Source organism: Halonotius sp. F2-221B (assembly GCF_046719765.1).
In the GTDB taxonomy this organism is placed as follows: domain Archaea; phylum Halobacteriota; class Halobacteria; order Halobacteriales; family Haloferacaceae; genus Halonotius.
Window position 1 is genome coordinate 63071 of record NZ_JABEBY010000012.1, and the last position, 22092, is coordinate 85162.

At 63.4% G+C, this 22092-nt stretch carries 20 protein-coding genes and 1 tRNA gene; 9 read left to right on the forward strand and 12 right to left on the reverse strand.

Annotation, left to right across the window (positions count from 1 at the left end; all coding sequences use genetic code 11):
• The first annotated feature begins 109 nt into the window (after window positions 1–109).
• Window positions 110–1480: a geranylgeranyl reductase family protein gene (locus HKK80_RS10195; protein WP_411799492.1), complete on the forward strand. Its 1371-nt coding sequence runs from the start codon at window positions 110–112 to the stop codon at window positions 1478–1480.
• Between the two features lie 13 nt (window positions 1481–1493).
• Here the strand turns inward: HKK80_RS10195 and HKK80_RS10200 are convergent, their stop codons facing one another.
• Window positions 1494–2213 carry a histidine phosphatase family protein gene (locus HKK80_RS10200; RefSeq protein WP_411799493.1) on the reverse strand — a complete coding sequence of 240 codons (720 nt, stop codon included), beginning with the start codon at window positions 2211–2213 and terminating at the stop codon, window positions 1494–1496.
• A 59-nt stretch (window positions 2214–2272) separates the two neighbouring features.
• On the opposite strand from HKK80_RS10200, the gene HKK80_RS10205 reads away from it, so the two are divergent.
• Window positions 2273–2533 carry a glutaredoxin family protein gene (locus HKK80_RS10205; protein ID WP_411799494.1) on the forward strand — a complete coding sequence of 87 codons (261 nt, stop codon included), beginning with the start codon at window positions 2273–2275 and terminating at the stop codon, window positions 2531–2533.
• Between the two features lie 114 nt (window positions 2534–2647).
• Window positions 2648–4519 (forward strand): ATP-binding protein, encoded by a 1872-nt coding sequence (locus HKK80_RS10210; RefSeq protein WP_411799495.1) that lies wholly within the window; start codon window positions 2648–2650, stop codon window positions 4517–4519.
• Here the strand turns inward: HKK80_RS10210 and HKK80_RS10215 are convergent.
• Entirely contained in the window at window positions 4516–5547 is a 1032-nt protein-coding gene (locus tag HKK80_RS10215; RefSeq protein WP_411799496.1) for a twin-arginine translocase subunit TatC, read from the reverse strand. The two genes, HKK80_RS10210 and HKK80_RS10215, sit on opposite strands and share 4 nt — an antisense overlap.
• Before the next feature lie 39 nt (window positions 5548–5586).
• On the opposite strand from HKK80_RS10215, the gene tatC reads away from it, so the two are divergent.
• On the forward strand, window positions 5587–7794 hold the full coding sequence (gene tatC / locus HKK80_RS10220) for a twin-arginine translocase subunit TatC (protein WP_411799497.1): 2208 nt from the start codon (window positions 5587–5589) through the stop codon (window positions 7792–7794).
• 19 nt (window positions 7795–7813) lie between these two features.
• Here the strand turns inward: tatC and HKK80_RS10225 are convergent, their stop codons facing one another.
• Both HKK80_RS10225 and HKK80_RS10230 read right to left on the reverse strand, forming a co-directional pair.
• Complete coding sequence (locus tag HKK80_RS10225; protein ID WP_411799498.1) at window positions 7814–8686, reverse strand: EamA family transporter; 873 nt, start codon at window positions 8684–8686, stop codon at window positions 7814–7816.
• A gap of 33 nt (window positions 8687–8719) precedes the next feature.
• On the reverse strand, window positions 8720–9388 hold the full coding sequence (locus tag HKK80_RS10230) for an HAD family hydrolase (protein ID WP_411799499.1): 669 nt from the start codon (window positions 9386–9388) through the stop codon (window positions 8720–8722).
• Between the two features lie 323 nt (window positions 9389–9711).
• Here HKK80_RS10230 and HKK80_RS10235 point away from each other — a divergent pair, with 323 nt between their 5' ends.
• Window positions 9712–9885, forward strand: coding sequence for a ribbon-helix-helix domain-containing protein (locus HKK80_RS10235; protein ID WP_411799500.1), 174 nt, complete (start codon window positions 9712–9714; stop codon window positions 9883–9885).
• Window positions 9878–10618, forward strand: coding sequence for a queuosine precursor transporter (locus HKK80_RS10240; protein WP_411799501.1), 741 nt, complete (start codon window positions 9878–9880; stop codon window positions 10616–10618). The genes HKK80_RS10235 and HKK80_RS10240 overlap by 8 nt, the downstream gene beginning before the upstream one ends.
• A gap of 41 nt (window positions 10619–10659) precedes the next feature.
• Here HKK80_RS10240 and epsC read toward each other — a convergent pair whose 3' ends face one another.
• From epsC to HKK80_RS10270, 6 genes are all read right to left on the reverse strand, one after another.
• Window positions 10660–11532: a serine O-acetyltransferase EpsC gene (gene epsC / locus HKK80_RS10245; RefSeq protein ID WP_411799502.1), complete on the reverse strand. Its 873-nt coding sequence runs from the start codon at window positions 11530–11532 to the stop codon at window positions 10660–10662.
• A gap of 101 nt (window positions 11533–11633) precedes the next feature.
• Window positions 11634–13205 carry a serine/threonine-protein kinase gene (locus HKK80_RS10250; RefSeq protein ID WP_411799503.1) on the reverse strand — a complete coding sequence of 524 codons (1572 nt, stop codon included), beginning with the start codon at window positions 13203–13205 and terminating at the stop codon, window positions 11634–11636.
• Between the two features lie 68 nt (window positions 13206–13273).
• Window positions 13274–13978, reverse strand: a complete 705-nt coding sequence (locus HKK80_RS10255) for a hypothetical protein (protein ID WP_411799504.1) — start codon at window positions 13976–13978, stop codon at window positions 13274–13276.
• Window positions 13978–15129, reverse strand: coding sequence for an ATP-binding protein (locus HKK80_RS10260; protein WP_411799505.1), 1152 nt, complete (start codon window positions 15127–15129; stop codon window positions 13978–13980). The genes HKK80_RS10255 and HKK80_RS10260 overlap by 1 nt, the downstream gene beginning before the upstream one ends.
• Window positions 15130–15132: 3 nt before the next feature.
• Window positions 15133–15789, reverse strand: coding sequence for a hypothetical protein (locus tag HKK80_RS10265; protein WP_411799506.1), 657 nt, complete (start codon window positions 15787–15789; stop codon window positions 15133–15135).
• A 140-nt stretch (window positions 15790–15929) separates the two neighbouring features.
• The gene (locus HKK80_RS10270) at window positions 15930–16112 is read right to left on the reverse strand and encodes a hypothetical protein (RefSeq protein WP_411799507.1); all 183 of its coding nucleotides are present in this window, start codon (window positions 16110–16112) and stop codon (window positions 15930–15932) included.
• Here HKK80_RS10270 and HKK80_RS10275 point away from each other — a divergent pair.
• Window positions 16111–17664 (forward strand): hypothetical protein, encoded by a 1554-nt coding sequence (locus HKK80_RS10275; protein WP_411799508.1) that lies wholly within the window; start codon window positions 16111–16113, stop codon window positions 17662–17664. The genes HKK80_RS10270 and HKK80_RS10275 overlap by 2 nt on opposite strands.
• A gap of 28 nt (window positions 17665–17692) precedes the next feature.
• Here the strand turns inward: HKK80_RS10275 and HKK80_RS10280 are convergent, their stop codons facing one another.
• Both HKK80_RS10280 and HKK80_RS10285 read right to left on the reverse strand, forming a co-directional pair.
• Entirely contained in the window at window positions 17693–20119 is a 2427-nt protein-coding gene (locus HKK80_RS10280) for a PAS domain S-box protein (protein WP_411799509.1), read from the reverse strand.
• A 298-nt stretch (window positions 20120–20417) separates the two neighbouring features.
• A tRNA-Gly gene (locus HKK80_RS10285) sits at window positions 20418–20488 on the reverse strand.
• Between the two features lie 212 nt (window positions 20489–20700).
• Here HKK80_RS10285 and HKK80_RS10290 point away from each other — a divergent pair.
• Both HKK80_RS10290 and HKK80_RS10295 read left to right on the forward strand, forming a co-directional pair.
• Window positions 20701–21540, forward strand: a complete 840-nt coding sequence (locus tag HKK80_RS10290) for an NAD+ synthase (RefSeq protein WP_411799510.1) — start codon at window positions 20701–20703, stop codon at window positions 21538–21540.
• A 108-nt stretch (window positions 21541–21648) separates the two neighbouring features.
• Entirely contained in the window at window positions 21649–22032 is a 384-nt protein-coding gene (locus HKK80_RS10295; RefSeq protein WP_411799511.1) for a DUF5611 family protein, read from the forward strand.
• Window positions 22033–22092: the final 60 nt, after the last annotated feature.

The window sequence follows — 22092 nt, forward strand, 5'->3', positions numbered from 1 at the left end:
CTTGTATCGCCTGTTGACTCAGACGAGGATTGTAGCGACCCAACGCTGGCCCGGGGTGGGTGCCGCACCAAAATAAAGAGTTTTCGCCCTCGGGTGTTCACTGATAGCAATGACGACTCACGAGTACGACGTTGCCATCGTCGGTGCCGGCACCGCCGGCTGTTATGCGGCGGCGACGATCGCCAACGCGGGTCTCGATGCGGTCATCATCGAGCGCAAAGACGCCGAGGAGGCCGGCCACATCGCCTGTGGCGACGCGCTGAAAGGCGCGGATAAGTTCCCGAGTGCGATCCCGAAATCGAAGATCGAACCCGCCTTCACAAACACGGGCGTCGATCATGGCCGCTTCGAGATCCCGAGCCACGATACCGTCCTGGAGATCCCGGTGCCGGGCGAACTCGCGGTCATCGACCGCCTCAAATACGGCAAGCTACTGATCGAAGGAGCCGAAGAGGCCGGCGCGGAGCTCCACTACGACACCGTCGTCAACGACGTGAAACAGACCGACGACGGCCAGGTAACCGGCGTTGTTGGCAAACACAAGGGCGACCCCGTCGAGTACGACGCCGAGGTCGTTATCGACGGCGCGGGCGCGCTGTCGCTGCTGCAGGATAAAGCCGACTTCGAGGATGCAACCTTCGACACCAACGTCCGCTACTCGCAGTTCTGTTCGGCCTACCGTGAGATCGTCGAGGTCGACGAGGAAGTCGAGTGGGACGATGCGCTCGTCTTCAAACCGACCGAGCGCGCCGCGGGCTATCTCTGGTATTTCCCGCGTACGTCGACCGAAATCAATGCTGGCCTTGGCTTCCAGATGAACGAGGAGCCGATGCAGATGATCGACGATCTCAAAGGCGATCTCCGCGACCGCGAGGAGTTCGAAAACGCCGAGGTGACCGACAAACTTGGCGCGGCGCTGCCGACCCGCCGCACCTACGACTCGGCGGTCGCGCCGGGCTATATGGCGGTCGGTGACGCCGCCGCCCACGTCAACCCGACGACCGGTGGCGGCATCGCGGGCGCGGCCTACGCCGGCCAGTACGCCGCCGAGCAGGCCGTCGACGCCATCGCCGAGGGCGACGTGAGCGAGGAGACCCTCTGGCACTACAACGAGCGCGTGATGGAGCATTTCGGCGCGCGGTATGCCGGTCTCGACGTGTACAACATCCTCTCGACGGCGGTCGATGTCGACGACCTGATGGGGTTGCTCGCCGCGCTGCCGGGCGAGAAGCTGGCCGAGGCCCTCTATGACGGCAAAACGTCGATGGGGCCGCTGCTGGCGGCCCAGACGGCGATCAAAAGCTTCGGCTACTGGCGGCAGATCCTCGACTTTTATCGGGTCAAACAGGTCGCCGAGCAGGTGATCGATCACTACAAGCGGTATCCGACCAGCCCCGACGGGTTGGCGGGGTGGCAACGCCAGCGCGACGAGCTGATGGAGACGGTCTACGAGGTCACCGGCGCGGAGCCAAAATACTGAGTCGCCGCCGCTATTACTCGTTTTTCTCGTCGGTGGTGTCGCTGGCGGTATCGTTGTCAACGGTGCTGTCGGTATCGTCGTCAACGGTGCTGTCGGTGTCGTCGTCAACGGTGCTATCGACGTGTTGGGTGTCGTTTTCGCGCTCGACAGTGAGCGTCCCGTCACCGTCGACCGCGAGTTCGTTGATCGCGCAGTTACCCTGTTCTTGCTCCATGATCGTCGCCACGATATCAAACGCCTTGATCCACCCGAGCAGTAGATACAGTGACCCGCCGTGGGTGACCACGACGACCGTTTCGTCGGTGTCGATGTCGGCACCGAGATCGGTTGCGGCATCGAGCACGCGCTCGCGGTGGTCGAGCAGGCTCTCGCCGCGCTCGGGGGTCGCTTGGGCGGCGGCATAGCCGACCTCGGTGAGCGTGAACTCGGGATGACCAAGAAACAGTTCCCCGTAGCTGAGGCCCTGCAGCACGCCGAAATCCCGCTCCCGCCAGCGGCGGTCGGTCGTCGGCTCGCAGTCGACGGCGCGAGCAAGCGGCCGGGCGGTCTCCAGCGTCCGCCGGAGGTCGGAGCTCACGACGCGGTCGACCGCATACTCCTCGGCAATGCGGTCGGCGAGCGCGGCGGCTTGTCGGTGGCCCCGGTCGGTGAGGCCGACCGCTGCCCACCCCTGTACCCGCTGTTTGCGGTTCCACATCGTTTCGCCGTGCCGCACCACGACCAGCGTTCCCATACCGACCCCTCTTGCCGACGAGTCGTAACGTTTGCCCACCCGCGTCGCCAACGACCGCTATGGCCGAGCCAGTCGAGATCACGGTCTACAGCCGCGAGAACTGCCATCTCTGTGGGGTCGCGCTGAACCGGATCGAATCTATCAGCGAGGAGACGGGGGTCGCCGTCGACATCGAGGAGATTCGGATCGACGACGACCCCGAACTGGAAGCCGAATACGGCGAGCGCGTGCCGGTCGTCTACGTCGACGACGAGCTCGCATTCACCTACACTGTCGACACCGACGCGCTGGCGTCGATCCTCCGGACGGCCGTCGACTGAGCGCAACCACGTACCACTAGTGACATAACAGGTCAGATATATTACGGGGCAATTTATACGCGTGCTGTTGGAACGATTTGATGGTTGATGTTCCGACCGATTCGGGTGCTGCATGTGGATGATCGCCCGGAGTACGGCGAGGTCGTCACCGCCTATCTCAGTGAGCACGACGAGCCGTTCACTGTTGTCACCGAGGCCGATCCGGTCGTGGCGCTGCAAACGCTTGCCGACGAGGAGTTTGACTGTCTCCTGACCGACTACGAGATGCCGAAGATGGACGGCCTCGAACTCCTTGCGGCGGTGCAACGCCGACAGCCCGACCTGCCGGTCATCCTGTTGACCGCCAAGGGGAACGAATCGGTCGCCAGCGAGGCCATCGCCGCCGGCGTCACCGACTACATCCCGAAATCCGATCTCACCGATAGCCCTGCCGTCTTGGCGAACCGGATCACCAACGCGGTCGAACGACAGGCCTACAGCCGCCAGTTCGAGACACTCGTCGAAACGCTGCCCGGAGTCGTCTACCGAACCCGGGAGACCCCGGAGTGGGACACCGACTTTGTCGGCGGCAACTGCGAGTCGCTGATCGGCTACCCGGCCGACGCGCTTGTCGCCGGCGAGGTCACCTGGGGGGCGGATATCATCCACCCTGACGACCGTGCGTCTGTCCGCGACGCGGTCGACACACAACTCGAAAGCGGTGACACCTTCGAGCTAACCTACCGGATTCTGACCGCCGACGGCGATGAGAAGTGGGTCACCGAGCACGGCCAGCGCGTCGCCATCGAGAACGGCGAACGGATCTTTGAGGGGTTCATTACCGACGTGACTGCCCTCAAGGAGAGCGAACGCCAACTGGCCCAGTACAGCGATACGCTTGAAGGCCTCCAGCGGACGACCCAGCGGCTGCTGGAGGCAACGACGCCGGAAGCAGCCGCGGAGATCGTGATCGATGGGCTGGAATCCGCCTTCGAGTTCGACACCGCCGGGATCTGGCTGGCGACCGACGGCCAACTTGAACCGGTCGCCCAGACCGAACGCGGCCAAACGCTGATCGGCGAGCCGCCAACATACTCGCCGGAGGAACACTCGCTGTCGTGGACGGCCTTCCAGGAGGGCACGACCAGACGGATCGATTCGATGGCCGACCACCCTGACCGCGCCAATCCGGAGACGCCGATCGGCAGCGAACTGATCGTCCCGCTCGGGGAGTACGCCCTGCTGAACATCGGCTCGACGGAGCCGGGGGCGTTCAGCGAGGCCGACACCGAGCGCGTCCAGCTGTGGGCCGACACCGTCACCGAGGCCTTTGGGCGGATCGACCAACTCCAGCGGCTCAAAACACGGGAGGAAGAGCTGACCCGCGAGCGGGATCGCCTCGATCAGTTTGCCAGCGTCGTCTCCCACGACATCCGCAATCCGATCAACGTTGCCAGCGGGCGGCTGAAACTCGCCGCCGAGGAGTGCGACAGCGAGCAACTGGAGATCATCGATCGCGCCCTAACCCGGATGGAGGAGCTGATCGACGACGCGCTCGTATTGGCGCGACAGGGCCAAACGGTCGGTGAGACCGAAGCTGTCGCCCTTGCTGATCTTGTCTCACAGTGTTGGGGAACGGTCGCAACCGCCGACGCAACGATCGACTGTCGGTCCGACGCCGTCATCCGGGCCGACCGCAGCCGGCTGGCCGATGTCTTCGAGAATCTGTTCCGCAATAGTGTTGAGCACGGCAACAGCGATGTTTCGATCACCGTGGCGACAACCGAGTCGGGGTTTTATGTCGCCGACGATGGCCCCGGAATCCCGCCGGATGACCGCGAGCGGATCTTCGAAACCGGCTATTCGACAGAGACGGATGGGACGGGCTTCGGGTTGGCGATCGTCCGCGAGATCGTCGAAGCCCACGACTGGGCGATCAGCGTCGACGACAGCGCGGACGGCGGCGCGCGCTTCGAGATCACCGGCGTCGAGTTTATCGACCGCTAGTTCCCGGTCCACCGCAGCAACGCGAGGGTGCCCTCAAACAGGATGACCATCGTGACCGCGACGATGATCGGGGCCATCCCGGTCGGATCGGGGCTGAAGAGAAACGCGATCCCGAGAAACGAGCCCCAGAAGAGCAGGCGTTTGGCCTCCAGCCACTGCCGGGTGACGAGGTTCATCATGATCGCCAACATGATGAACAGCGGGATCTGGAAGATGATCGCCATCCAGCCCATGAGCACCAAGATGAGGTTAAACGTCTCCTGGAGGCCGAAGGCGACGGCGGCGGCCTCGGCGGTGTAGGTCGTAAAGTACGCAAAGACGAACGGCAGGACGGCAAAGTGGGCAAACAGCACCCCGAGCGTGCCCAACACGAGGCTGGTCGGCACCGCCGCGAGGTAGTAGCGTCGCTCTGTGGGGTAGAGCCCCGGACGCATGAACCGGTATGTCTGGTAGACAAACATCGGGAGGCCGATCACGAGGCCGGCAAGCCCTGCGACCTTGAGCTTCGTGAGGATGAACTCAAGCGGCCCGTACAGCCGGGGGCGGTTGGCCACCGGCTCGGGGATGTGTACCGACCAGAGATAGTTGACGAGATCGCCGGCAAACGGGTAGGTGACCGCCAGCGCGATCCCGGCGATAAGGAAGACGACGCCGAGCCGACGCATCATCTCCTCGATGTGGTCGGCCAGCGGCATCTCCTCGTCGGTGGCCGGCCCCTCACCGGCGAGGCCCTCGTCGACGGTGTCGCCGGCTGGTGCTGCTGGCTGATCGGCCGCCACCGAGCCGCCGGTGCCGCCGTCGGCTGTCACATCTGTTGGTGTCGCCGTATCGGTGGTTGACGGTTCACCACCTGCTGTTGGTGGCTCATCGCGGTCGGCTGGGTCGTCGCCCCCGTTTGGCGGCTTGGCCATACGAGTAACAAACGCTTCCCTGTGGGTATATGCCTTTTCGGATTCGCCTGGGTCGTCGGCTGTTACTCGGGTCGCCGACGGCTCGCTCCCGAGACGCCGTGATCGGTGCCACGCCAAGAGACAACGTTGATACCGCTGAGCCGATTTCCTCCGTGTATGGCAAGCGCGCTCGACGACGACACCCAGCGCGCCCTCGGCGAGGCGACCGCAACCGGGCGGGCGATGTTGCGGTCGGCACAGAAGGATCTCCAGAAAGTCTTTATCGTCTTTCTCATCGGCTTTCTGGGCACCTTCTACGCCCTCCGGCTCTACATCTGGGATTTCCTGCGTGGGGTCACCGAATCCCGGATGCGGGCGGAGGTCGGCGAGAGCTTCGAGATCATCGCCCAAACGCCGTTTGACGTGATCCTGCTGCAGGCGAAGATCGGCCTTGTTGTCGGCCTTATCGTCGCGCTCCCGGTGTTTTTGTACTTCTCTCGTGACGCGCTCAAGCGGCGCGGCTTCTGGCGGCAACTCCCCGCCGCCCGCTGGAAAGTGGCCACCGTCGTTGGCTTTGCGGCCACGCTGTTTGTCGGCGGTGCGGCCTACGGTTACGCGGTGTTTTTCCCGGTGATGTTTAGCTTCCTCGCGGAGTTCGGCTTCGAGGCGGGGTTCGCGCCGCGGTATTCGATCGTTCTGTGGACGCAGTTTATCGTGTTGTTGACGCTGTCATTTGGGCTGGCCGCCCAGATGCCGCTGGCGATCACCGGCCTCTCGTACGCCGAGATCGTCCGGTATGAGACGTTTCGGGACAAGTGGCGACACGCCGTCGTCGGCATCTTCGTCTTCGGGGCTGTCTTCTCGCCGCCCGATCCGTTCACCCAGATCATGTGGGCGATCCCGCTGGTCATCCTCTATGGGCTGAGCCTCTATCTGGCGAAGGTGATCGTCACCACCAAACGCGGCAGCGACCAGATCGACCTCCGGGCGACGATTCGTGCCCACTGGAACGTCCTTGGCGGACTTGGCGTCGTCGGCGCGATCTTGCCGTATGCGTTCTACACCTACGGCGGCCGCGGCGCGGTCAACGCCGTGTTATCGTATCCGCTGATCGACAGCCGGTATCGGATTCTCCCGCCCGGCGACGGCCTCGGCGTCGACCCCCAGACGGCGATGGCGATCTACGGCGGAATCGTCGCCGTGCTGCTGGCGGTCGGCGGTCTTGCGTCTCTGGTCTACTCCGGGCTTGAGGTCGATCCCGACGGCAAATTCGGCGACCCGACTGCGATCGATCTGGCGACGCTGGATGCCGACGGGATCGAGGCAGCCCCGCCCGAGGCGTTTATCGAACTCAGCGAGGCGGAGGCGATGGGGTATGCTAGCGCGGCCATCGAGGACGGCGACGAGGCCAAAGCCCAGGCGATCCTCGATCGCTTCGACGAAACGGCAGAAGCTCGACAGGCCGCCCAGGACGCCGATGGTGACGGCAACGCTGACGACGGCGATGATGGCGACGCCGGCGACCCAGATCTCGGCGACCGCGCCAGCCGCGCCGGCGATTCGTTCCTCAGCGAACTCACCGACGGCGAACGGGATACCGACGATATCGGCGGCTACTACACGGACATCGCCTTCGTCGCCGGCAGCTTACGATCAAAATCCTTCCGGCTGGTGGCGACGTTTATGATCGTGTTGGTGGTGACGTTCACCTGGTTCTATATCGGTGGCTTGGGGGCGGTTCGTGAAAACTTCCTGAGTCGGTTGCCGCCGGAACTTGTCGGTGAAAACGCCTTGGAGATCATCACGCTCCACCCTGTTGAGGCTCTGCTGTTCATCGTGAAGTTCTCGGTGCTGGCCGGGGCTGTCGCCGTGGTGCCGATGGTCGCCTACTACGCCTGGCCCGCCCTGCGAGAACTCGGTGCGGTGCGCGGCCGCCAATCGGTAATCTTCCTGTGGGTTGGCTCGCTGACCGCCGGCCTGCTCGGCGGTTTCGTCCTCGGTTACGTCTATATCGCCCCGGCGATCATCTCGTATCTCGTTGCCGACGCCCGGGCCTACGATATGCTGCTCACCTACCGGATCAACGACTTCTTCTGGTTGATTATCTTCACGACCGTCGGGATCGGGCTGTTGGCCGACGTGCCGATCCTGATGCTGTTGCTCAATCGGGCCGGAATCCCGTATCAGGCGATGCGAACGCGCTGGCGGGAGGTCACCATCGGGATGCTCACCGTCGGCGCGCTCATGACGCCGGCCGACATCGTGACGATGTTCCTGGTGACGGTGCCGCTGATGGCCGCCTACGGTGTCGGCCTGCTCGTGCTGTTTCTCATCACAGGCGGTGGGCGGCGAAACCTCGCGCCGCCGGCTGACATCGTCAGCTAGCCGTCGTCGACGCGATCGATCAGCCAACCGAGACGAGCACCACGCCCCCAACGGCCAATCCGCCGGCCAGCAGCCGTCGTCTGGCGTGTGGCTCCCCGAGCAGCAGGCTGCCGAGCACGACCGCGATGACGGCCTGGGTGTTCACGATCGGCGAGACCACGCTGGCCGGCAGCGCGACGAAGGCCACCGAAACAAGGTGTTGGCCCGCCGCGAGGACGCCGCCAGCAACGAGGAGCTGCCAGCGGTCGCCGCGAAGGCTGACCCCGTCTCGACGGCGGAGCGCCCACGGCGCTAACGCGATCGGGACGATCACCAGCGTCAGCACCACAAACCCCTCGGCGGAGACCGCGAGCTCCTGCATACTCACCCGTTTGCCGACATCGACAACGCCGAAAACGGCCGCGCTGGCGAGCGCAAAGCGGGCAGCCCGTCGATGAAACACCGTCCGGAGCGGGCCGAGGAGCGAGCCGCCGTGATAGTTGGCAACGTACACTGCACTGGTGGCGATACCGATCCCGATGATCTGTACCCTCGACAGCTGCTGCCCAAGCAGCAGTACCTCAAGCGGCAGCACAAAGACGGGGACGATCTTACTGATCGGCGCGACATACGACACGTCGCCGATCGCCAGCGCGTGATAAAAGGCTGCGAGCGCGACCGCGATGAGGCCGACCGTACCGACGACCAGCCCTGTCTCGGCTGCCGTCAGCGGCGGCAAAAGGTCGTCGCCGCCCGTTGCGACGACGACCGGCAGATACCAACAGAGCCCGATGGCATGGACGACAGCGAGATACAGCGTTGGCGGATAGTGGCTGAAATACCGCTTGACGCCGACGAGATAGCTGCCCAACAGCACCGCCGCGGCGACGGCAGCGACGAGCCCACCGGTCATGGGGGTGGCGACCGCTCTCTGTCCATCGCTCGATCAGAGGAGTGCCGGCAACGCGGTCAACGAGTCGATCTCGGCGCGTGGCTCGACCGGCAGCGACACGTCGTTGTTGTGGTCGCGTCTGATGAAGATGGCGTCCAACCCGGCCCGGCGGGCCGCCAGCACGTCGGTCTCGCGGTCGCCGACGTAGACGCCGTCGGTGCCACCGAGAGCGTTACGACACCCGAGGAGGTAGTTCGGTCTTGGCTTGCGGCGATAGAAGCCGTCGACACCGGGATCGCGGCCGCGGACGTACTCGAAGGCGTCGAGACCGTAGTGGTCGACGACGAACTCGACGACGCTGTTGTAGTTGTTGCTGATTACTCCGAGCGTGTAGTCGTCTGCCAGCGCGGCGATGGCGTCGCTGTCAGGGTAGAGCGTCCGGTGGCCGGCTTTGAGCCGATCGATAGCGTAACTCGCGCTGTGGCGTTCTCGGCGGTCGTAGAACTCGACGGGGTCGATCCCGAGGCGATCACAGCCGCGAACGAAGTCGGTGTCGTACTCGTAGCCGGCCAACAGCGCGTGGGTGTCGGCGTCGACAGCGAGCCCGCGATCGTCGATAGCGTCGTCGAGTGCACGGTCGTGGACGGTATCGTCGGTGCCACGCCCTTCCAGGACGACGCCATCCATGTCGAACAACACCAGCTGTTGCGTACTGTCGGTCATTAGATGGTCTCGCGTTGGACAAACGGTTTCGCACGCTTGAAGCATCCTAATAGTGCTCTGTTGTTCGATAGAGGGATCGCAATCGAGGTGTAGCGTGGGGGATCGGTACCCATACTATATAGACAAGGAGGGGGCGTGTCGACAGCAGGATCCTGGGAGATGACGGACGATGATGGCTTGGAGCGATCCGACACGCCCATCGATCACGCTTGTCGCTCACACCAAAAAAGCCGCTATGAGGGGTATATATCGATCTATTGCGGTAGGCTTCCAGCCGGCCAAAGTAGACAGATTCAAATATATTCTTGTGATAATCCTCCGCGATGACCAAGATAAGCGTGGAGGTGCCCGACGAGCTTCTTGCGGATCTCGACGCCCACGTCGGTGAGGGCAAGAAGTTCGTCAACCGCAGTGAGGCGGTACGGGCCTCGATCAGAAAGACGCTGGATCAACTCGATGAGATCGACCAACGACAGGGGCGGATCGACGATGAGTAACGCCGCTGCGCCCGGCAATAACACCGACAGACAGGCGATCGGCCAGGTCGCCCTGCTGGGGCTGTTTGTCACCGCGTTGGTGACCGCACAGGTGACCGCCGCAAAGCTGTTGGCCCTCCCGCTGCCGTTTGGGGTAGAGTTGCCGATCGTCGGCACCTCGATCAGCCTTCCCGGTGCGGCATTGGCCTACGCGCTGACGTTTTTCGCCTCGGACTGTTATTCGGAACTCTACGGTCGTCGCCCTGCCCAGCTTATGGTCAACGTTGGCTTCGCGCTCAACTTTGTCGTCCTGCTGTTGGTATTTTCGACGCTTGAAGCATCTGGGGTCAATCCGGAGGTTAGTCAAGCGTTCAATACCGCCCTCGCCCCCAGCGTCAACATCGTTCTGGGAAGCCTGCTGGCCTATCTCGTCAGCCAAAACTGGGATGTGATCGTCTTCCATAAGATCCGTGAGTTCACCGGACAGGGGCATCTCTGGCTGCGAAACATCGCCTCAACGGCGAGCAGCCAAGCCATCGATACGGTGATCTTCATCGGGATCGCTTTCTACCTCGCGCCGACGCTGCTGGGTGTGGGTTCGGCGTTGCCACAGAACGTGCTGCTGGGGCTCATTGTCGGCCAATACCTGCTGAAACTGCTGATCGCCCTGCTCGATACACCGGTCGTCTATCTGGTCGTTCGGCTGGTCGGTCGCGTGAGCGACAAACCGAACCCCACGGCGTTCGGGAACTGATCGGCACCGACAGGGCAAAACCGTGATCGGCTCGCTGCCGACTACCGCTGTTCCGGGGGTCGCGTTTTTCGCTGCTGTTCGGGGTGTTTGATAAAGACGGTCGTGTGATCCGGTACGTCATCGGTGACCCACGCGTTGGCCTCGATACTCACGTGGTCGCCGATGGTGACCGGCCCGAGGATCTTACTCCCCGCGCCGAGAACAACGTTGTCCCCGATCGTTGGATGGCGTTTGTACCCTTTCTTGAGCGCGTGTTCGTCGTTTTCGTCCTCCTCGAAGTGGAGCGCGCCGAGCGTGACCTCCTGATAAAGCCGTGCCCAGTCGCCGACCTCGGCGGTCTCGCCGATGACGACGCCGCTGCCGTGATCGATAAAGAAGTACTCCCCGAGCTCCGCGCCGGGATGGATGTCGATCCCGCTGTCGCTTTTGGCAGCCTCCGAGAGCTCACGGGCGTAAACGCCCTCGCCTTCCTCGTAGATCGCATGTGCGACACGGTGTACCATCGTCGCATGAAAGCCTGGATACGACCGGATGATCTCGACGTAGCTCTTGGCGGCGGGATCACCCTTGTAGGCGGCCTCGACATCGCGTTTGAGTAGCTGTCGGATCGCCGGGAGCTGATCGAGGACGTTGGTGACGACCGTCGCCAAACATTGGTTGGCGTACGGCTGAATGCCGTGACAGAACAGTTGACCTAGCTGATCGAGTGCCGCCTTGACCGCGTCCTCGTCGCCAACGAGAGCAGCACCGTTCCAACAGCCCGGAAACAGCAGCCGCCGCAGGACGCCGATCTCCTCGATCGTCGCCGCCCGCTCGGGAAACGCCGACCGCTGGCCGGTTCGGAACCGCTCGTCGTCGGCCGCGTAGGCGTCGACCAACGCCTCGTGGGCGGTGCCGGTGTAGGTGTACTCCATCAGCTATACTGTTGCCCTCCGCGGACTTTAGTGTCTCGCGTTGGTGTGGTGATCGAACACACCGGGACGACAAGCGGGCTCCGACAGCCACCGGTGGCGAGCTACCGGTTGAACTTCACCCCGGATTTCGTCAGCGAGTGGCGGATAAACCGGTGTTCGACGACCTTTTCGACCTCACCGTCGCGTGAACAGACCTCAAGCTCCTTGAAATCGTACTCCTGTTGGATCTGCTTGGCGTACTTGTAGGCCTGTTTTGCGCTCGGCGCTGAAGCAAAGGTGAACCGCTCGGTCGCCGGCACGATGAGCCACGACGACAGGAAGTCGCTGTACTCAACCCGCAACGATTCGAAATGCTCGTTCCAGTAGATGTCGCCGACGCTGTCGGGGGTATCCCAGCGCAGCGTACAGGGATGATGCTCGCTGGTCAATCGTTTCGAGGCCGCTCGCATCGCCGTCATCCGCCGGTCGTGGCGTGAAAATACGGTTGCCTCGCGTGGATCACGGCGATACTCCCGAACCAGATAGCCCTCGTCGCCGGCGATCACCTCCAGCGGCTGGTTCGATGGTGGGAGCTCGACTGTCCCGATTGCCTCCGGGATCGGCCCTGCGTCCTCGTCAAGCACCTCGGACTGTCTGCTAGGGGCCGTCGGCCCTGTGGGCCCAGTTGGGCCGCCAATGCCGCCGGGTTGGCCCCCGCCGACCGGCGACGCTCGATCGGTCGTCACACCGGTGTCGGCCGGGCGGCCGCCGTCAGCCGGCTGGGCGTTCGGATCCGGCACGTCGGCGATCGCGGCGGCAAGATCACGGATGGTTCTGAACCGATCCTGTTTGTCGGGGGCCATCGCCCGGGCGACCACCTGATCGAGTTCGGTCGGCAGCTCGGGGCGGTGGTCACTCGGTGGCGTCGGCCCGTCGACGACCGCTTGTGAGATCTCGATCTGGCTGCCATCGTAGGGTGGATCGCCGACCGCCAAGGTGTAGATGATCGCCCCGACCTGGTAGATGTCGGTCATCGAATCGGGTTCGCCGAACCGATCGGGGTGGAACTGCTCGGGGGCGCTGAAGGCGACCGAGACGCCGCTGGCGTCGCTTCCCTCTAAGGGTCGTGTCGAGGTGCCCCAGTCGCCGATCTTGGCAACATCCCATGTTCCCGGCTCTGTCGTCCGGAACAACACGTTCTCTGGTTTGAGATCCAGATGTGAGATGCCCTCGTAGTGGGCGAGCTCGACGCCACGGGCGATACAGTTGATGACCCACCGAAGTTCGGGGATATCGTAGGGCTCTGTCCGGGCCGACAGCCGGTCGCCCAGCGAGCCGCCGTCCATATACTCCATGGCGATCCACGGTAGCTCATCGCCGGTGTCGATCACGCCGACAAGATGTTCGTAATCGGTGTACAGCTGTTTTTCCCGCTCGCGGGTGTCGAGCTTGCGCCACGTCTGGGCCTCCCGGATAAACTCCTTGGCGGTCGCCGCCGGCAGCGTTCGCTCCTCGTGGGTTGGCTCCTTGACCGCGACGACCCGCGGGGGGGACTGGGTCGTCACCTCGGCCTTATAGACCGAGGCGTGGCCGCCGCCGCCCAGCCGGTCGACGATCTGTAGCTCATCGTACGTCAACGACCGGCGCGGTGGACTCGCCACGGACGAGACATCCGGGCGGCGCGACGGTGACATACGGGATTGTTGGGACTGGATTCGTATAGAGGTTAGCCTCGTCTTACCGGCTCGATCGGGCGGCGTTGCTACCGATCCGAACGGGCGTAGATGCTTTCGATCCGATCGCTTACCACCGCAAGCTCCGACTGCCACTCCTCGTCGAGGTGCTCGGTGCGATGCAGTCCGCTGGCCTTGCTTTCGAGGCGTTGCTCGATCCGATCGACCTGTGCACATACCGACTCATACTCCGCGCGCTCCAGTGGGTGTTCCTGGAGGAACGTCCGGAGTTCACTGATGACGCCACGAGTCTCCGCAACCGAGTCCTCGCTGGCGGTTCGCAGCGCGTTCGCCAGCGTTCTGGCGTGGGCGGCCGGCCGGACACCAGCCGACTGGGCCTGGCTGTTCTGTCGGCTCCCCTCCCCCTCGACTGTCGCCCGCAGCGTGAGGCTGAGCCCGATCGTCAGCCGACAGTCGTCGGTGATCGCGGCGGCGTCGCCGGCGGTCAGCTTGTGGGTGCGGAGGTTGGTGCTGAGCGTCACCGGGTTTGTGCTCCCGTGGTTGCGGACGCTGATCCCACGAGAGATCGGTGACAGCGCGACCGGTGGGCGGCCGTTGGTCTTCCGGGAGACGGTTGCATCCCGGACGCCGAGATCGATCTGTTCGTCGGCGGTTTCGGCGACGATCGCCTTGCTGCCGTCGCCGCGCCGGTAGATCCCGACACGGGAGTCGATCGAGACACGCGTCGTCTCCCCATCGGCGGCCGTCGGCTCGGAGAGCAGATACCGGTTCATCAGCCATCCCACGCGTCCAGACTCGGATCGGTGTCCTCGATCGCGGCTGTCAGATGGGCCTGAGAGATCGGGACGACCGAGTCGGCATCTCTGGCCTCCTTCAGCGCGTTGCGTGCGGCCGTCGAGGCGATGATCTCTAAGTCGCTGGCGACGTAGCCGTCGGTTGCCTCCTTGATCTCCTCCCAGTCGATCTCGTCGGTGACGACCGGCCGATCCCGGAGATGAACCCGGAGGATGGCCGCCCGCGCTGTCGCATCCGGTGGCGGCACCTCGATCCGCTCGTCGAACCGCCGCCAGGCGGCCCCATCGATCTCGTCGGGCAGATTTGTCGCGCTGACGACGACCACGTCCTCACCCTTCGTCGCCGACATCTCGGTGAGAAACTGCGTGATCATCTGGCTTTCGCTCATCGTCTTGTTGGTCGAGCCGCTACGCTCGGCGGCGATGGCGTCGATCTCATCGAGAAAGAGCAGACAGGGCTGATTGTTGCGGGCGATCTCGAACAGATCAGCCATGTTGTCGGCAGCCTCGCCGACCAGCGAGCTGGTGATATCCGAGGCTTGTGCGATGACAACGTTGTACCCCAACTCGCCGGCGAGTGCTTCCGTAATATAGGTTTTGCCGGTTCCCGGCGGGCCGTACAGCAGGACGCCGTTGACGACGCCGAGATCGTACTCCTCGTAGAGCTCGGGTCGTTGCAGGGGGTCGATGACCTGATCCTTCAGCGTCTCCTTCAGATCGGTCATCCCGCCAACGTCGCTGAAATCCATCGCGGGCGGCTCCTCAAGAAACGTTTCCGGATCGGTGCCGGTGTCGTCGCCTTCACCGGCCCGCCCGGGTGTGTCGCCCTCGCCGGTGGCTGTCGTCGTGGCTGTCGACCCACCGGAGCCGCCACTCTCGTCGACAAGCGGCTCGTCGCTTTCGAGGCGTTCGGCCGCCGTCGCCAGGTTGGCGGCCAGCTCCTTGCGCTCGGTGGCCAGTCGCGGGTTGGTTTCGAGTTCGGCGAGATCCTCAAGGACGCCGACACACTGCCGGTAGTAGCGGGCGGCCGCCGATTGCTGGCCCTCCTCGCGGGCGGCCTCGGCGTGGCTCCGGTAGCGCTCGTACTCGGATTCGAGATGGCTCTTCTGGGCACTCCGCTTCAGCGACATGGGTTAGAGGCTTGGCTCGCTGTCCTCGATGTCGACATCGAAGTCATCCGGTTCGACCTCGACGGTGTCGTCGATATCGACCTGTTCGTGGTTGATGTCGCCGGCGGCCATCTCCTCCATGAGCTCGATCTCCTCGTCGGCTCCGGTCTCCAGATCCTGATCGAGGATCTCCACGTCGAGGGCCTCCTGTACCTGCTTCATATCCTCGATCTCAAGGCCGAACTCCGCCATCTGATCCATCACCTCCCGTTGGAGCTCTTGAGCGTTGAGCTCGTCGTCGAACAGCTGATCGAGCTCGTAGGACTCGCCGTCGCCGTTGTGCATCGCCAACACCTCTCGCATCCCCTCGATGGAGATGACGGTGCCGAGCTTGATGCTGTTGGTCTTGTGTTTTTTCTTTTTCACCTCGTATTTCTTTTTCTCGAATTTGGCCTTCTGGGCGTACTGCTGGCGGCGAAACTCATCGGCCTCCGCGCCCTTCTGCAACAACTTTTGGTATCGCTCGGCGTGTTTGTCCATCTCCGATTCGATCTGTCTGAGACTCTGTTCGAGCTTTGTCTTATCCTTCCGGAGCTCAGTTCGGCTGTAGACGCTCTCATCGAGCAGCGTCGCCGTGTCGGCTGTCCCGAACCGCTCCTGTACCCACGATCGAATGTCCATTATCATCATGTATGGATTCGAGGTATAATGCTTTTTGCCATGCTATGGCGAGACAGGAGGCTCACTGTCGTCGCCGTGGGCAACAGTGAATCTATTAATGATGAAACCATACGTCCACAAGACTAGTGACCGTTGTATGATCACGCCACCCACCCGCCTGTCGCTTCGGCCCCGGTTGTTGCTGTCGCCAGCGGGCGACCCTTCGCCGTCGACAGCGGGTGGATTCCCGCCGGCAACACTCCCGGCGGAGCCGACAGCAGCCACCCTCCACCCGTCGCTGCCGATCGCCGATCCGGCAGCCCCGACATCATCCCTGTTCGCATGACCGACTGTCAAGACTGGCTTACCGAGCTCACCCACGCCGCCGATCGCATCCTCAAAGAGGATCTCGCCGCGCTCCAGCGGCTCTCGGAGCTCGAACGACTCGACCGGTATGAGGCGATCAAACGCGATGAGGAGGAGCTTCGCTGGGAGTTCACCAAGGAGTGCAACGGCTTTCTGACGAGCAGCGAGGAAAATCGACTGCGCGGTGAGCTCCGGCTCGCTCGGCTGCTGTTGGCGGCGAGTTTCCACGCCGAGGGTGAGGTACCCGAATCGATCGCCGGCGAGTTTATCGAGCCGGAGCTTGAGGCGGTTGTCGACTTCGATCGCTTCAAGCGGTTCGACACCCTCGATGAGTCACAGCTCGAAGCGCGCATCCAGCGGCTCGACGGCGAGGTCACCGAGCTGCTGGAGACGTACGCCGACTCCACGGTCGCCAACATCGACACGCTGCTGGAAAACCCCGATGTGCAACAGGACGTGATCGACCGGCTGCTCGACCGCTACGAACAACGCCGCGAGCGCGTCCGCCAGGCTGTCTTTCTGTATGCCGAGACCCACGGGCTCGACACGCTCGGCGGCGACATCGCCCTCGATGAGTTCGATGGCGACCCTGATGGCCCCGGCGGCGATCACCCCACCGCCGCGGGCGGTGGCAGTCGATCGGCTGCCCTCGCTGTCGACACCAAACAGTCATCCGCCGACGCCGCATCGGCGGCTCAGACCGCCGACGGCGACGCCGTCACCGCGGCCACCGCCCGGCTCTTCGAGCTGGATTACATCGGTCGATTCAAGACCTCGATCCAGGAGGCCGACACGATCGAGCTCCCCGACGAACAGGTGTCGATCCCCGACGGCTACTGGGAGGGCCGCTGTAGCCGCCGGGATGAACGCGACCGCATGGCCGACCTCCTCGACACGGACAGCGACGATGTATCGGCCCATCCGATCAACCCAACAGCTCGGTATACGCTCACCGATTCGAAATACTTCGGGCTCGCCACCGAGACGCGGATGGTGATCGAGGCGACGGTTTGCTCTCACCTCCGGCGGCACGCCCGCGACGGCCTCGATGCCACCCCGGCCGATGTCGACGATCTCGTCGCCATCGTCGGCGACGCCGTCGAGGCGGCCGCCGACAGCGCGGCCCCGTACCTGCTTGGGATCGCCTCACCGACCGGGTGGACGGATCGTGTCGTCGGCCACGTTCGGGATGACGAGCTCAGCCGGACGCAGTACGGCGAAAACGTCAGCGTCTGTCTGATCGACCTTCGGCACGGCGAGCTCATCTACGATGAGACGGATTCACTCGTCACAGCCAACGCCGATCTCTTCGAGCGCGCGGTGGAGGCCGAGGCTGTCGCCGACTGTGTCGAGACAATCCGAAGTCGGTATCTGGAAGGGATCGGTCGGGAAACGCTTCTCCTTACCGCTGCCGTCGATGAAACCGGCTACGACCGTCACATCGTCCGCCAAGCGTTCAGCCGGCTTGCGGCCGACGACGCTGGCGAGGTGTTCCGGATCGACGACGATGTCGCCTTCGAGTTCCGGTGACTGTCTTCTGACAGCCGCCGCTGGCTGATCAGGTATCTGCGCTGTCGGTGTCGTTCTTGTCGTTGCTGCCGTTCGTCTCGTTGCTCCCGTTGCTTTCGTCGTTACCATCGTCGTCGACACTATCATCGCGCTCGCTGTCGCCACTGCTGTCGCCATCATCGTTGCCACTATCATCGCGCTCGTCGTCGACACTGCTGTCGCCAGCAGCATCGCCATCGCGTTCAGTCGCCGCCTCACCGAGCGCAGGAAGGCTGATCCGGATCGTTGTGCCGTCCTCAGTATCGAACTCCAGTTCGCCGTTGAGCGCGTCAACGCCCCATTTGAGCTGCCAGAGGCCGAGCCCGCGGCCGTGTTGCAGATCGGTTTCGGTGCCGGCCGCAAGCGAGTCGAGTTCGGTGGTCGGAATCCCCGGCCCGTCGTCGCTGATGACGATCCGACAGCCTGCCGCCGTTTGGGTGCCCGCGACTGTCACCGTCGAGTCGGCGTATCTGACAGCGTTTTCAAGCGGGCTCGAAAGCGTTATCCGGAGTATCTCGGCGTCTGTTCGCAACGAAACGGGCTCGGTGAGCTCGGTCTCGACGCTCACATCGGCGGTGTCGAGGCTGTCGAGCACCTCGGTGACAACGGCGGTCACGTCGACCGCGGTCGGCTCGGGATCACGCGCAATCAGCCGATCGATGCGCCGCGCGCGGGTGCCAAGGGTGGCCAGCCGGTCGGCCGCCGCCAACACCGTCTTGGCGTGGTCGCCGTCGGTCTGGTCGGCCAGCCGCTCGGTGTGGCCTTTGATCACATCGAGGCGGTTCCGAACGTTGTGTCGCAGGAGGCGGTTGAACACCGCCAGCCGTTGCTCACGACGCTTCCGTTCGGTGATATCTCGGGCGTTGATCAACACCGCCGGCTCGCCGTCGTGGGTGATCTTTGAGCCGGTCGCTTCGATGCGGCGTCGCTGGCCGGTCTTGGTCTCGATGTCGTGGACGTACTGGTCGGCAGGATTCGAATCGGTGAGCACTCGCCGGGCCTGCTCGCGGGCTCCAGCAAGATCCTCATCGACAACGAGCCGCGCATACGACATGCCGACAAGCTCCTCGCGGCTGTAGCCGGTGATCTCGGCCAACCGCTCGTTAACGAAGACGTGTTCCTCGTCTTGGATAACCGTGATACCGTCTTTGCTCTGTTCGACCAGCGTCGAATACCGCTGGCGTTCGGCCTCTAGCTCGTCGATAAACCGCCGAAGATCGCCGCGCATGTCGGCCATCGCCGCCCCGATCCGCCCGGGGATCGCTGCTTCGAAGGCGTCGTCATCGAACGCCTGCCGGGAGAGGGCGTCGGCCTGGCTGGCGATCGTCTCGATGTAGGCTTTCGTGTTGCGGAACGCTGTCCGGAGATCACCGATCTCATCCTCGCGGCCCTCGGTTTCGATCTCAACAGCCAACTCGCCGTCGGCGATGGCGTCGGCCTGCTGTGCCAGCCGCTGGATCGAGCGGATCGGCCCCCGTTGGATCACCACGCCGATCAGGAGAAACCCAAGGAGCGTGATGCCGACCAAGGCCGTGAGATCGGTACGGATTGAGTCGCTGACCGCAAGCGCGTTCTCCCGTGGGGCTTCCTTGACAACGACCCAGTCGACGGCTTCGCCGGGTACGCTGTGGTAGCCTTTGACGCTGTTGTCGGTGAGTACCGAGCCGTTCAGCGTGGCGTTGGGGGCGGTATCGAGGATCCGGCTCCCGATCGTCGTGTTTGCCCGGTCGCCCTTGTAGGGGCTGATGACGTTTGTCTGGTTTTCGTCAAACAGGACGAAGGCGGTGAACCCACCCAGCACCTGTGTCTCGGTGCCCTCGATCACGCTGGTGAACGATTCGGCTCGCACGTCGGTTCGGTACTCGCCGACGAGAACATGGTCGCCGCCGGGTGTCGGCGACGCGATGGCGACGAGTGCCTCCTCCTCGTCGGTGTACACCCACGAGAGGATCACATCATCGGTGCCGTTGAAGTTGAAGCCGACGGTCGGCTTCCAGTTGACATCGGTTACCGACAGCGACCGATCGACGTAGGACGGCTCTGTGCTGGCGACGATCCGCTCGTCGGTTCCCTTCGAAAACGTCGCCGGGCTGCGTTCGACCAACGACAGCGTCGCGACCTCGGTTGATAGTGCCTCGCGTTCCTGCCGAAGGACGGCGGCTGTCGCCGCAGGTGCGTCGGGATCGAGCCCGCGGTGACTTGAGAGCGTCCGGATCGTCTGCTGGTTGCCGTCGACCCACTGGGCGAGGGTGTTGGCCTCCAGCTCGGCGTTTGTCTCCATCGAGCGCAGCTGCTCGTCTCTGACGCTGTCGGCGACATCGATGACGGTCGTCGCGCTGATCGCGGTGATCAGCAGGCCGATCAGCATCGCCCCGCCGAGCAGCTTCAGCGCGTACCGTGAGCGGATCGGCTCCGGGAGCAACGATTCGAGTGGCATGCGGGATTACGTCTCGTGCGGAGGAACCTCGCTATCGGCGTCCATACGTTGTGTATCCAAAGCGTGCATCTTAACGCTTGGTCATCCCTAGATACTCGACACTGCCGCTGCTGGCTGATGGTGGCTCTGTCGCTGGCATACTGGGCTGTCCGGCAGCCCCGCGAGCGGAACGGGTGGATCCTTGGACGGCACATTCCTTCGTCGTGCGCCGTCCGGGAATTGAACCTCGGTCGCTCACTCCGTTCGCTCCCTGATTCCATCCCGTGGCGATTTTCGCCTCACGTCGTTCGACAAAAAATGCGCCGTCCGGGAATTGAACCCGGGCTAGAGCCTTGGGAAGGCTCTGTCCTACCACTGGACCAACGGCGCGCTCACTACATCGCTACTTGATGACGGCTCATAAATCTCTTCTTTCAGTGTCTCTGCGATTAGTTGTGTGATCTCTATCAAAAGTCATATTATACACAATAAATTCAATTTATTGAACAAAACAACTTCTTCTGTCGGATAATAATAGGACATGTATCCAGAAACTGGTGGTGGTACAAGCCTATTTGATGCTGCCGCGCTATCTATACAGTATGTCTGCTACCACCGCGAACGTTCTCTCCGAGAGTGCCCCGCTCGACCTCCGGTTTTCAGCGTCCGAGCTCGATACTGTCCGTGAGTGCCTCGTCTCGTTTATCGAGGAGACCGTCGCCGACGCCAACGCCGAGGGCGCAACGCTTGGCCTCTCAGGTGGCATCGACTCAACGACAACCGCGTATCTCGCCGTTGAGGCACTCGGTACCGACGGCCTTCATGGACTTGTCATGCCCAGCGAGGTCAACGATCCCGACAACATGAGCGACGCCGAGCGCGTCGCCGAGGAGTTGGGCATCGAGTACGACATCATCGAGATCCAACCGATCGCCGAACAGGTCTTCGAGGCCGTCCCCAGCGCGACCGAGGATCGGATGGCGATGGGCAACGTCTACGTTCGCACGCGGGCGGTGCTCAACTACTTTGTCGCCAACGCCGAGAATCGGGTTGTTCTCGGCACCGGCAACCGCGCGGAGGCGATGACCGGCTACTTCACGAAGTACGGCGATCAGGCCGTCGACTGCAACCCCATCGGCGGCCTCTACAAACAGCAGGTGCGACAGCTCGCCGACTCCGTTGGCGTCCCCGCGGATCTCGTCGCCCAGACGCCGACCGCCGGCATGTGGGACGGCCAAACCGACGAGGACGAGCTTGGGCTGGATTACGACACCGTGGACGCAATTCTCGCACTCCACATCGATGGCCCGCTGTCGACGGCGGCGACGCTCCGCGCACTCGACGGCGTCGACCACGACCAGATCCGACGCGTCGAATCGCTTGTCGAAGGCAGCGAACACAAGCGTTCCATGCCGCCGGCTCCCGATCCGCTTGGGGAGTAACTCCGCTGTTGTCGGCCCATCACGACTCCCCGCGCACCGAACCTCCCACCACGCTGGTAGATAGCGACGACGAAAGCTGTAAACCATCCCCTTGCTAATCGGCGGGCAATGAAGGAGTACAAGATGCGCCGCGGGGAGCATCTCGATGATCGCATCCCCGACCTTGAGGCAACGATCGAATCGTACTTCGGCACCGTCACCGGCACCGAAGAACACAACGGCCACGAGCTGTACGTTGTCGACGACCCCGACAACGCCGTCTTCAAACGCATCCTCGCGGGGGCCGCCGAGTACAGCGGCAAAAAGGACAAGATCGCCGTCCACTTCGAGGAGCGACCGGCCGAGGAGGTCATCGCCGACGGCGAGGCCGACGCCGCAGAGGAGGCCGTCTCGCTGAAAAACGAGTTCCTGCTTGAGGCGACCGGCCGTGACGCCAAATCCCGCCGGGAGTCCCTGAAGCGAGAGGTCGAAGACGACGCCCCGGACTACTGATCGCGCTTTGTTTTGACGCGGCACCGAGAGCAAAAACACCCTAATTAAGTGCGGTCGCTC